The 12,238-nt window shown below is 57.4% G+C and carries 10 protein-coding genes and 1 pseudogene; 1 reads left to right on the forward strand and 10 read right to left on the reverse strand.

Annotation, left to right across the window (positions count from 1 at the left end; translation table 11 throughout):
- Nucleotide 1: 1 nt before the first annotated feature.
- The 7 genes from GS636_RS06260 to GS636_RS06290 all read right to left on the reverse strand — a co-directional run bounded on the left by GS636_RS06260 (nucleotide 2) and on the right by GS636_RS06290 (nucleotide 7,912).
- A complete protein-coding gene (locus GS636_RS06260; RefSeq protein ID WP_171668822.1) occupies nucleotides 2-625 on the reverse strand; it encodes a helix-turn-helix domain-containing protein in 624 nt (207 codons plus the stop codon).
- Nucleotides 622-1,971 carry a substrate-binding domain-containing protein gene (locus tag GS636_RS06265; protein WP_171668823.1) on the reverse strand — a complete coding sequence of 450 codons (1,350 nt, stop codon included), beginning with the start codon at nucleotides 1,969-1,971 and terminating at the stop codon, nucleotides 622-624. Before GS636_RS06265 ends, GS636_RS06260 begins: the two co-directional genes overlap by 4 nt.
- 14 nt (nucleotides 1,972-1,985) lie before the next feature.
- A complete protein-coding gene (locus GS636_RS06270) occupies nucleotides 1,986-2,957 on the reverse strand; it encodes an ABC transporter permease (RefSeq protein ID WP_171668824.1) in 972 nt (323 codons plus the stop codon).
- Nucleotides 2,954-3,898 carry an ABC transporter permease gene (locus GS636_RS06275; RefSeq protein WP_171668825.1) on the reverse strand — a complete coding sequence of 315 codons (945 nt, stop codon included), beginning with the start codon at nucleotides 3,896-3,898 and terminating at the stop codon, nucleotides 2,954-2,956. The genes GS636_RS06270 and GS636_RS06275 overlap by 4 nt, the downstream gene beginning before the upstream one ends.
- Nucleotides 3,899-3,902: 4 nt before the next feature.
- Nucleotides 3,903-5,411: a sugar ABC transporter ATP-binding protein gene (locus GS636_RS06280; protein WP_171668826.1), complete on the reverse strand. Its 1,509-nt coding sequence runs from the start codon at nucleotides 5,409-5,411 to the stop codon at nucleotides 3,903-3,905.
- A gap of 61 nt (nucleotides 5,412-5,472) precedes the next feature.
- Nucleotides 5,473-6,603, reverse strand: a complete 1,131-nt coding sequence (locus GS636_RS06285; protein WP_171668827.1) for a substrate-binding domain-containing protein — start codon at nucleotides 6,601-6,603, stop codon at nucleotides 5,473-5,475.
- Between the two features lie 25 nt (nucleotides 6,604-6,628).
- On the reverse strand, nucleotides 6,629-7,912 hold the full coding sequence (locus GS636_RS06290) for an amidohydrolase family protein (protein ID WP_171668828.1): 1,284 nt from the start codon (nucleotides 7,910-7,912) through the stop codon (nucleotides 6,629-6,631).
- A gap of 623 nt (nucleotides 7,913-8,535) precedes the next feature.
- Here GS636_RS06290 and GS636_RS06295 point away from each other — a divergent pair.
- Nucleotides 8,536-10,101 (forward strand): annotated as a pseudogene (locus GS636_RS06295) (arylsulfatase).
- A 192-nt stretch (nucleotides 10,102-10,293) separates the two neighbouring features.
- Here the strand turns inward: GS636_RS06295 and GS636_RS06300 are convergent.
- Genes GS636_RS06300 through GS636_RS06310 form a run of 3 tightly spaced genes read right to left on the reverse strand, consistent with a single transcriptional unit; the run spans nucleotide 10,294 to nucleotide 12,155 of the window.
- Nucleotides 10,294-11,109 carry an alpha/beta fold hydrolase gene (locus GS636_RS06300; protein WP_171668829.1) on the reverse strand — a complete coding sequence of 272 codons (816 nt, stop codon included), beginning with the start codon at nucleotides 11,107-11,109 and terminating at the stop codon, nucleotides 10,294-10,296.
- Entirely contained in the window at nucleotides 11,106-11,780 is a 675-nt protein-coding gene (locus GS636_RS06305) for an RraA family protein (RefSeq protein ID WP_171668830.1), read from the reverse strand. Before GS636_RS06305 ends, GS636_RS06300 begins: the two co-directional genes overlap by 4 nt.
- A gap of 3 nt (nucleotides 11,781-11,783) precedes the next feature.
- Nucleotides 11,784-12,155, reverse strand: a complete 372-nt coding sequence (locus GS636_RS06310; protein ID WP_171668831.1) for a cupin domain-containing protein — start codon at nucleotides 12,153-12,155, stop codon at nucleotides 11,784-11,786.
- Nucleotides 12,156-12,238 lie beyond the last annotated feature (83 nt).

A 12,238-nucleotide genomic window follows, 5' to 3' on the forward strand; every position in this document is an offset into this window, starting at 1 on the left:
GCTAAACCTCTTTCTTCGCGATTTGTCCGTAAGCCTGGCGCAACGCACGGTTTTGCAAATCGGTAGCACCGCGTGTGGAATTCAGAACCAAGCCGACAACGGCAATGCTGCTGGCCGTGCTTTCGACTGGGATCAGGGCGACATTGGTGCGACGTGCGACGCGACCTTCGAACCAGCGCAAACTAGTTTCCGTGACCTGACCGATGTTGAATTCCGGAATGGTCTCGAACCCGTAAGAACGCTGCAAGGGCGTCGCGCGTGTCTCACGCCCGACCGAATGCGGACCCATATGCAGTTCCAGATCCTGTGCCATGGCCAGAAATGATGTCATCTGAGAACTTTGGCGCAATTGCAGCAGGATAGGCTGAACCAACGGTGCCAGACGACCGACGCCGAACCCTTGCAGACCAATCCGTATGGCAGACATGCCGGGCAGATAACAACCCTGTGCGTCCCGACGCAGCATCCCTTCTGCTTCAAGCGTCGCGGTGTGCCGGTAACCACTGCTGGCAGGCAACCCTGCCGCTCGGATCAACCCCGCCGGAGAGCCATGCGCCTCATGTCCGGGTGCGTTCAGTAGTGCCTGGAAGACGTCAATTGCACGTTCATAGGCGGATTGGGTCATGCTGTAGCGCTCCCTTTGATGGATCGTTTTTCCGGTCGCAAGGCTGGACCTTGCGAGAGGATGGCATCATCCGGCAAATCCCAGGCGACATGCAGTTCGGCCCAGCTATCGGCCTTGACCGAGGGTGTTTCCAATCCCCGCGGCAACACGATCTGAACGGGCTCTTCTACACGTTGCGGAACGGTGCTCCCGGCAAGAATATCCAGTGCCAGCCCCAGCGCCCGTGCGCCCATACTGGCCGGGTAGTCCAATGCAGCCATAGGCGCCTTGTGATGCAGGCATAGTTTGTACATCTCGTTCAGGTCGCCGCCGGTGTGGGCCGGGATATCAAAGTCGCCATCCAGGAAACGTTTGACTGAACCCACCCCTTGCAGACCACTGTCACACCAGACCCCGTCCGGTGGTCGGCGTGCCTCGGCCAGCACCTTGTCGATGGCATCATACCCACCTGCTTCGGTCCAGTCGGTATAGCTGACGTTTTCAACCCTGATGCCCGGAAATTCCGAGAACACTGCAAGCGCAGCCTGTTGTCGTCTCAGAGCCGGGCTGGCCCCGTCCAGCCCGCTCAGCATCCACACCCGACCCTGACCAGACAGAGTTTCGGCCATCCACAGGGCGCTTATACGTCCGATCCTGCTGTCCGATGCCGTGACAAATGAAACAAGCGAAGACCTGTCATTTGGGCGGCGGTCAATCGCAACAATCGGCAGGCCCTCAGCGGCAAGCTCTCCGAGACGATCGCTGAGCGCCTTGTCGTTGACCGAAGTGATGGATATCAGCAGCAGGTCAATCCCCTGCCCTACCAGCTCGTCAATCTGGGCAAGCTGCAAAGCGGGATCATCCTCCGCATCCAAAACGATCAGCGCTTCGATCTGCGATTGCGCAATCCGTTCCGCGTAAAACAAACTTTGCAGCATGGCGCGGCGCCAGGCGTTGCTTGTGGAGGCGTTGGAAAAACCGATGCGGTATGGTGCTGCGCGCTGATATTGGCTGGCATCGACAGTCCGCACCAGCGTCGGGTCCCACTCCAGATCAGGAATATTACCCTGCGCTCCGAATCCCTGACCACCCGGTCGCGCCGACAGCTTTTTCACTTCTGAGGGTTCAGGCACCTCCAGCGCGGCAAAAAGCATCTGCCGGGACTTTGGTCCCAACCTGAGAAACCCATGGTCGAAACGTTCCAGCCACCCTGTCGCCACCATCGCCCGTAGAAGACCAAAACCTGTGGAACGGGTAACGCCCAAGTCTTCGAGGATATCATGCGTGCGACGCGGGGTGTTTCGTGCGTCGAACCCTTTCAGGATCGCCGCGATGCGCTGCACGTTTGATTTGTCATCCTGAGACATGAGCGCCTTCCCGATCAGCCCTGCGACCGTTTCATGTAAACGGCTGCGGCGAGGATAATCAGAGTACCCTTGATCACCAACTGCAACTCGATCGACAGGCCGAGGATGACGACGATGTTGAACAAAGATACCAGGATCAGCGCTGCCAGTAACACGCCAGGCACCGAGCCTTTTCCACCAGACAGTGCCGCGCCGCCAATCACAGCTGCTGCGATACTGTCCAGCTCATACCCGCGCCCAGTCCAGTTATCGACGATGCCGACATAGCCAACAAGGAACAACCCCGCGATAGCAGCCAGCACGCCCGAGATGACAAAGGCCATAACAACCAACAGGCGGGTCGGCGCGCCGGTCATGTACGCGGCTTCCGGGCTGTCTCCATAGAGTTTCAAGCGACGGCCAAAGACGGTTCTTTCCAGCAGCCAGTGCATCCCGAAACCCACGATAGCCAAGGCAATCAGCGCGACAGGGACGCCGAAAATGTCGCCCGTTGCGAGCCAACGGAAAGTGTCCGGCAATGTCCCGCCCGGCGCGCCTTTGGTGTAGGCAAAGCGAACACCTTGAAGCACGATCATGGTGGCAAGGGTCGCGAGGAACGGGGTCACCTTTCGAAAGGCCACAAGATAACCGTTAATAGCACCTATGAACGCTCCCAACAGCAATGCCACGATAAAGATCACCGGCGTCGAATCGATTAATGAGGTCGATAGAACTGCAACCGTGGCCATAATCGAAGCGACCGACAGATCGAGCCCGCGGACGATAATGACGATCATCTGACCGATGACCACAAAGCCCAGCGGCGCGGCCTGGATCAGAATGTCTTTCAGGTTCGCCGGTGTCAGGAACCGAGGAGACAAAGCTGTTGTCACTGCCCAGATCACGGCGAGGAAACCCAGCAGGATCAACAGCTCTCGCCGTTGGGTCGCGCGCACCGTATTGCGGTTGGGTTTGGCTTTTTCAGGGTTGGTGGCGGTCGCGGTCATGACTTGCCCTTTCCTGCAAAGAATGAAACGGCGGCGATGATGATCAGACCTTCGGCAATCCACTGGTAGTAGCTGGAAATATTCATGAAATTCAGAACATTCGCCAGGAACGCAAGCAGGATCACCGCCAGCGCAGTTCCCAGAACGCCGCCCTTGCCTCCGGCCAGCAACGTCCCGCCAACAATCACCGGCGTGATCGAGCGCAGATCGAACCCGACGCCTGCGCGCGGGTCTCCGACGCCAAAACGCCCTGTCATATACATCGCGGCTACGGCGCAAAGCAGACCGGACAGAGCGTAGATCGCAACTTTGGTCTGTTTCACCGGCAGGCCAGATACAGCGGCAGCGGCCTCGTTATCGCCGATGGCAAATATGCGGGTGCCAAAGGTCGTGCGCCACAACATGAAACCGATCAGCAGATACAGCGCGATGACGAACATCATGCCATAGGGCACCACGCCAAGGCGGCCATAGGTAAAATCCTCAAAGAAAAGCGGAACGGAGCCCGAAGGCTGTCGGGTGATCAACAGCGCAGCGCCTGCCAGAATCGTCGAGGAACCTAGCGTGGTGATCAGAGGGTGCACCCCGACATAGGCTGTGATGCCTCCGTTGATCATGCCAATGAGGATGCCGAGTGCGACGACCGCGGCCATCGCCAGCAATAGGGTCCCCGTCGTATCTCCGGCAATGGCGGCAAACACCACGCAAAGGAAACTCAGTGCTCCGGCATAGCTGAGGTCGATGCCGCCGGATAGGATCACAATAGTTTGTGCCAAAGCGACAATCGCAAGGGCTACCATCTGGTCCTGTACATTAGCCATGTTAAGCGGGGTTGCGAAACGGTCCGAGGCCGAGATGCCAATCACGAAGACAATGGCAATCAGGGCAACTACTACCAAATGAACGGGCTGGGCGCGTGTAGCGCGGGCGATCGTGCTCATGCAGCTACTCCGTGATGGGTTTAGTTTCGGCAGCGGCCACGGTGATGATCGCCTCTTCAGTGATCTCGTCTCCGACCAGTTCTTTCGCCAGCTCTCCGTCGCGCATGACATGAACGCGGTCACACAGCCCCACGATCTCAATCAGTTCCGATGAGATCACCAACAGGGCCATGCCTTCATCCGCCAATTCACGCAGGGTCTTGTAGATCACGGATTTTGCGCCAACATCGACGCCCCGGGTTGGCTCGTCGAGGATCAACAGCTTCGGTCGGTTCTCGAGCAAGCGCGCGATCAGGACCTTTTGTTGATTGCCGCCCGACAGCGCCGAGATCGGCAGGCCCACGTGGTCAACCACCACGCCGCGGCGGTCTTTCAGAACGGCTGCGCGACGCTCTTCATGCCCCGGTGGAATGGCGTTGTGATGCACGCCAAAACCGGGCGTTGTCGCCGCAAAGTTCCGTGCGACCGAGGAATTCAGGAACAACCCGTCGTCCTTGCGGGATTCCGTCAGCATCAGAATACCCGCCTCGATACATCCCGCTGGGTCACGATGGGGCATCGGCTCGCCCATCAGGGTAACATCACCGGTCGAGGGGGCCGCACCGAACAAAGCCAGCGCCAGTTCAGTCCGACCCGAGCCGACCAGACCCGCGAGCCCGACGATCTCACCGGCGTGGACGTCCAGATTGGCGGGCGGAAGGTGCGGAGCCACAACTAGGTTGTCCACTTCCAGCACCTTCTCACCCGCCGCTGGGTTCACGGCCTTGTGCGGGAAGAGGTCACCAAGCTCGCGCCCCACCATGGCAGCAATCACACTGTCATGGGTGTAATCCGTGGTCGGCCCTTTCGAGGTCACGACCCCGTCCTTGATCACCGTGATATCGGTGCAAATCTCAAAAATTTCGTCCAGGCGGTGCGAAACATAAACCAATCCCATACCTCGTTCCCGCAAGTCATTGATAATGCGGAACAGGTGCTTGGTTTCATTCTGGCTCAGCACGGCCGTGGGTTCATCCAGGATCAGAACCTTGGCCTCGACCCTTAGCGCCTTTGCAATCTCGACCATCTGCTTGTCAGCAACCGACAGGGTTTCGACCAGATCGTCGGGGTTCAGAGAAATCCCCAGATCGTCCAGCAGAGCCTGCGCGTTGCGCTTCAATGCCTTGCGGTCGATTAGGCCAAATTTGGTGCGTGGCTCAGCCCCCAGATAAATGTTCTCGGCAATCGACAGCGCACCCAGAACCGAAAATTCCTGATGCACAACCGCGATCCCGGCATTAAGGCTCTGGCGCGGATCAGACCAACCCGCTTCACTGCCCTCGAATTCCACATGCCCGCCAGTCGGCGTATAAAGCCCGGTCAGCAGTTTGATCAGGGTCGATTTCCCGGCTCCATTCTCACCACATAGGGCGACTGAATGGTTGCCATGGACTTCGAACTCGATCCCTTTTAGCACTTCGTTGGGGCCAAATGACTTGCTGAGGCCGCGCGCGGCCAGATATGGCTGTGCCATTCTTCTCTCCTCCCGTGGTGGCGGGGCGATTCAGTGCCGCCCCTGCCTGTGATGATCCCGGTTACTTGGGATAAACCGCCGAGAAGGTGGCCGGATCATAGTCGGCCCCAACGCCCGAGGACATGATGACCGAGCCCGGCTTGTCCATCAGCGCATAGTCCGCAACAAACACGTCCGCCTGCACCGATGGCGTTTCATGACCTTCTGACACAACAACCTGCTGGTTCACTTCGATCCGTTTAGGGATGCCCTTGCCGTCAAGTACGTCGAACAGAACCTCGAAGGCCCGCGCACCCATGGCTGGCGGATAGTCGATGCCGATCATCGGCACGTCGTTGTTCACCGACAGCTGATACATCGCGTTGAAATCACCACCGGTATGCGGCGGGATTGAGCCTGCCTCGTACCCGGCGGCCAAGAAGGCTTCGATCGAGCCCGATCCTTGCAGACCCGAGTCGGCCCAGACGCCCGAAATCTCATCTCCGTATTTCTGGATCAAGGCGGACATGATGGTCTTGCCGTTGGCCGGCGACCAACTGGTGTATTGGGTCTCCAGTACCTCAAGCTCGGGGAACTGGTTGAACACTTCCATGGCCGCCTGAATTCGAGCCTCGGCAGGTGACGCGCCGGCCAGCCCGCCAAGCATCACGACTTTGCCTTTGCCGCCTAGCTTTTCAGCCAACCACTGCGCAGAGATGCGGCCAAGTGCTTGGTCAGATGCAGTTACGAAGCTGATGAAGTTTTCATCCGATGGTACCGAGCGGTCGACCAGAACTACTGGGATGCCCTGACGTTTGGCGCGGCGAATGACCGGGTCCATCGCCTCGGCCGTTGCAGGCGAGATTAGCAGGATATCGACGCCCTGCGCGATCAGATCCTGCACGTCGGCAGCCTGCTTGCTGGGATCGTCATTGGCGTCGGTAATGATGAAACGGCTCAGCTTGTCGGCGTTGCGTTCTGCCGCCGCTTCGATGCCGTGCAGCATCGCCACGCGCCACGGGTTCGAGATCGAGGCGTTCGAGAACCCAATCGTGTAGGGTCCCTCTTTCTTGTACTCGGCGGCGTCATAGATTTCTGACGCACCCGGGTTCCACAGAAAGGTGCGCGGCACACCCTGATAACCATCCGCCATTGCCGATCCGACAAACAGCCCCAGAGTCGCGGCAGCTGCCGCGGTTTTCAAAATACGCATGCGTTTCCTCCCTAACGTATTGATTTTATTCGGCAGCGCGGATCAAGCCGCCTGCACTGATACCGGTCCGGGGGTCTTTGAACATCACCCCATCCTTCATAATCATCGACAGATTGTCCTGATGCTGGACCAGGCTCACATCCTGGGTGACGTCGCCTTTGACCAGCAGCAGATCGGCCAAAAAGCCCTCTTTGACCTGACCGATCTGGTCCTCCATCTGCATCAATTGCGCGCCAACATGCGTGGCACAGCGCAACGCTTCGACGTGCGAATATCCGAAATAGCGCACGAAATGTTCGATGTCGCGGGCGTTTTGACCCATCGGAGTAACTGCGAAACCGTAGTCTCCACCGACCGCCACCCGCAGACCGCGCTTTCGGATTTCATGATAGGTGGCGCAGGTTGCGTCGAACTTACGAAATAGGTTCAGATCTTCAGCGACTTCTTTTGTGATACCCACTACTTCACCTTCGCGGGTGGCGTTGTGAACAAGACCAAAGGCAGGGCCAAGAATGACGCTATCCTTAGCTTCTTCCAGCATATCCAACGCTTCCTCATCGGCGAAATCGCAGTGATAGATGCAATCAACCCCGTGACGCACTGCCATTTTGACGGACTCTGAAGACCGGGCGTGTGCCGCAACCGTCTTCCCGTATTTCCGGGCTACAGCCATGAACGCGGCGAGTTCATCATCTTCTAAAGGCGTAATTTCAGCCCGTGCGAAAGAAACGAACTCATCACCCGAAATGTTGATCTTCATGTTGTCGACATTGTCGCGCACGCATTCCCGCGCAACTCGGCGCATCTCCAGGGGGCCGTCCGCAACCAACCCGAAGCTTTCCTGGTAGATGTGGCGCTTACGCTCGTCTCCCAAGCCGGCAGTCGTCGTGATCTCGGGGCTTGAGGCACGCATACGCGGACCGTCCAACATCCCCTCGTTGATCGCATCACGCGCTGTAACTCCGAGCATCGGTTTGGCTGAGGCCGCTTCGAAGATCGACGTAAACCCGTGACTCAAAAGCAACCTTAAGTTCTGGGCCGTCAACAACATATGCTGTTCGGGGCACAGCTGACCAAGTTCCCATGGCTCGCCCACGCCGGTAAAGCTGGGGTGACAGTGACCTTCGACCATGCCCGGCATTAGCGTGTGCCCAGTACCGTCAATCACCTCGCCTTGTACTTCTGCTGAGACGTCTTCGCCTTTGGTGACCGAGGTAATCTTGTTTCCGTCAATCGTGACAGTTCCAGGATAGCGCGTCTCGGATACGCCATCCCAAATCTGCGCACCTGTAATCGTGATTTGTGACATGTTTTCCTCCCTGCCCGCTTGAAATCAATCTTCGCGGTCGGGGAAAAACCTGCATCAAATCCTAATCTTTATTTAGGGCAGATAGATTACTAAAGCACCATATATTGGACTTTTCTAAAATATAGTACAACTTAGTTAATTAGATGAGAAATGAGAGTGATTGAAAATCATGCCTGTGCCTGAAGGCAGATCCTAAGACTATTGTTAGCCGAAACGGTATATTGCTGGTTTTGTGCAGAAATGTTTTCGCGAAGGTCCACGCCGAACGGATCAATCAGCCGCTATGTAACAGATACTGGACAATGCAAAGTTTAGCTCTGAGCGTCCGCTTCAGGCTATCTGCGGCCCTCCGGCGCTAGCGGGCCAATAGCGGAAAAGTCCGCGAAGCAGTGGTTTTGAAGGGTTGCGGCGAACGGTTGATCCGAGCCCATCCCTACTAAATGCTGCAACCTGTCTTAATGTCCGCTCTGGAGAGAGAGGAGTGTATCTGAAACCGCGTTCAGCACTCTAGCAAGATATCTGAAATGGAATAACAATTGCACCACACGACCCGCGCAACCGAAGAGTGATCTGCAATGGCTGACCGACAAAAACCGAATGTCATTCTCATTTTGGCTGACGACATGGGGTTTGCCGACCTCGGCGTGACCGGCTCTGAGATCAGAACGCCGAACATTGACGCACTTGCTAAACACGGTGTCCTGCTTTCGGCGATGTACAACTGCGCCCGCTGTTGCCCGACGCGAGCCTAACTGCTGACGGGGCTATATCCGCACAATGCAGGCGTTGGGCACATGGGGGCGAATTTGGGCACGCCCGCTTATCAAGGGTTTCTTCGCAACGACAGTGCCACTATTGCCGAACATCTGCGGGCGAATGGCTATCGAACGCTCATGTCCGGCAAATGGCACGTGGCTGGTGATTTTGAGGCCCGCAACTACGACAGTTGGCGCGTCGGCGACGTCGAGCGCCCCTCACCTCGGCAACGCGGATTTGATCATTTCTACGGGATCATGGACGGGGCCACGCATTTCTTTTCGCCCCACTACATGCTCGAAGACGACAGCCGCGTTGAAACGATCTCCGATAATTTCTACTTCACCGACGCAATCACGCATAAGGCCATCGGGATGATCGAAGGCGCGGTCGAAGATGAAAAGCCTTTCTTCCTCTATCTCGCACATACCGCACCGCATTGGCCGCTTCACGCGCATCCCGAAGACATCGCCAAATATGATGGCGAGTATGACAGGGGTTGGGACCATATCCGCACTGCACGCCACGAGGAAATGAACGGGCGAGGTGTCTTTCAGCGGGCTTGGGATATCTCGCCCCGCGACGATGACGTTCACCGCTGGGCCGACGAGAAGAACAAGGATTGGGAGGCCAGTAAGATGGCTACCTATGCTGCCATGGTGGATCGGATGGACCAATCGATTGGTACGCTGATTGCCGCGCTCAAGCAGCTGGGCCAGTTCGAAAACACGTTGATCCTGTTCTTGTCCGACAATGGTGGTTGCGCCGAATTTATGGCCGAGGATGGCTGGGCACAGTTCTATCCAGACCAAACCCATGACGGACGCAAGATCACGATGGGTAACGTGATCGACCTGCGCCCCGGAGATGCTCAGACCTTTCAAAGTTATGACAAGCCTTGGGCAAACGTGTCAAACGCACCGTTCCGACTGTTCAAACACTACGTGCATGAGGGCGGTATCTCGACGCCGCTTGTCGCCCATTGGCCCAAGGGGTTTGCGCCCCGCAGCACCGCGCAAGCACCCTGTCATGTGGTCGATATCCTGCCCACCATTCTGGAGGCTTGCGGGGCCAGCTATCAATCCGAGGTCGGCGGCCATGAGATTCAACCGCTTCAAGGCGAGTCACTTATGGACGTTTTCCGCGACAAAGACTGGGTGCGTGAACAACCCATTTTCTGGGAACATGAAGGCAATGCTGCCATCCGGTTGGGCCAGTTCAAACTCGTTCGCCTGCACGATCAGCCTTGGGAGCTTTATGACATGGAAGCAGACCGTACTGAACTTGCCAATCTTGCAGGGCGACATGCGCCGTTAGAGATGGAGCTGACAAAAAAATATCACGCCTGGGCAGAACAGGTCGACGTCATGGATTGGGACCGCGCCCTTCCGCTGCTGCTTGCAGCCTGGGATATGGAAACGGTTAATGGGTGAGCTTTGTAGAAACTGGGCATTCGGGTGTCGATCTTCGATAGCAGGTTTGTCCCGCAGAGCGGACGCTCATGCCGAGTTCAGCGAACGACCGCTCGGAGCCCATTGTACCCAATGCTGCGCGACGCATGAAGGTCAGCTTCAGAAATACTCTACCATCCAGAGGGCCGCAGCAATCATTCGTTGCAAACGATGTTACTGCGCAGCCTCGCTACGGGTGATAAACTGGTTAATGCGGCGCCACATTTCGGGCGGGTTCGCGTACATCGGAAAATGGCCGCAGTCCGGAATTTCAGCGAGTTCCACGCCTTGAGCAGCAATGTGGAGCAAATAGCTCAGAGAAGCATTCTGATCACCGTACATGAACATCTTCGGGCACGGCAGGCCGAGAAAACGTTCCATCAGCCCGGCTTTGTCCGACAGATCGACCATCGAGGTGAAGATACCTCGCACCGCCTCTGGGCGTACCTTATGCGCCAGACTGGCGGCATAGAGCGGGCTCGACCAAGCAGGTGCCCTGCTGGCGCGTTCGATGAAGTCATTCATAAAAGCTTCGGGGTTTTCAGCCGGGCATTCATGAATCTGACGGCTGAGGAAACAGTCCTCGGGCGCGATGTTGCCTTCTATGTCGCAAAAACTCAGGACACGTTCCGGATGGGCGCTCGCCAGCATCAAAGCCGTGAGGCCGCCCATTGAATGGCCCACGAGATGAAAGTGATCAATCCTCTCGACGTCCAGCATGGCAAGGGCGGTGTTGACAAGAAAGGGGATGTCAACACGGCCGGGGTCGTCACAGGTCGTCCGCCCGCATCCCGGAGCGTCATATGCCAAGATCCCGTGCTGATCGAAGTCCCGGTGGCGTTGAATATCTGCGTAATCCTCTTTGGTCGAGCCAAAGCCGTGCAGGAATAGTATAGGGGCTTTCTCGCCCTTTCGTCGGAGTGCGGAGACATTCACTTCAGTGCCATCAACGTAGAGCCTGCGCATGGTTTGCTGACACTCAGGACTCATCCGGTTTTCCTTTCCAAACGCGTGACCTCAGGTATGCCATAGATTTCTGCCAGCGTACCGCCGTTACCAAGCGCAGCCAACGCATGGGCTTCCTTCACTTTCAAAGATCGATATGCGTCAAGTACGATTTCGACACGGGACCAGGGAACGATTGTCACACCGTCCCCATCCGCCACCACTAGGTCACCGGGGCATACGGCCACGCCGCCGCAGGCGATTGGGCCGTCAATTTCGCCCCCGAAATTCTTGTGCGGGCCGGCGGGAACGGCCCCTCGGGCAAAACATGGAAATGCACTGGCCGTAATATCCGACCGGTCGCGCACAGCCCCGTCAATGACAAGTCCCGCGATGCCTTTCCGCCGCGCCGCTTCGGTCATCAACCCGCCCCAAACGGCGTTGCCCAGAAAACCTCCCGCATCCGCAACCAAGACTTCGCCTCGCTCCACCAGATCAAGCGCGGCATGCAGCGCACTGTTGTCACCCACTGTGCAACGGACTGTGCGGGCCTGACCAACCAAGCGCATGTTCTGGGCCAGTGGCTGGATGCCCCCATCCATCGCCTGCGCCCGATCAAGACAATCAGAGACAGCGGCGGCCTCCGCCCCCGCCCAAGCGGCCATTTCCTCGGCGGAAAGCCGAGGGAAATCGACCTTGTGCTGCGTAACCGGCACGGCTCAGCCTGCTCCAAACCTGGAACCAGACTTGCGATATTCATTGCGCGGCGGCGCAAAGATATCCAGAACGCGACATCCATCGGCGCCTGCGCGCATCGTGTGCGGCACGCCACCCGGAGTTCGCCAGAAATCGCCCTTTGAAAACGGGATTTCCTGGTCACCCTGAACCCGGACACCAGACCCTTCAAGACACATGCCCCATTGTTCTTCCGGGTGCTGATGCAGGTTTCCCGATGCGCCCGGCTGGACCGTGACGACGGAAATCATCGCCTGATCGCCTGGGTAGATATGCGCTGACAATCCGTCTGCCAGTTGCCGTATGATCGCGTCACTGCAATCATCAATATTGTGAAATTCCGGGTGTTTGGTCATGGCTCATTTTCCTTGCCTGACACATTGCAGGCTGATTGCGGACGCAGGTCAACGCCTGACGTTTCAAAGGATCTGCCCGCGAT

Origin of the sequence: Ruegeria sp. HKCCD4884 (assembly GCF_013110855.1) — a bacterium.
In the GTDB taxonomy this organism is placed as follows: domain Bacteria; phylum Pseudomonadota; class Alphaproteobacteria; order Rhodobacterales; family Rhodobacteraceae; genus Ruegeria.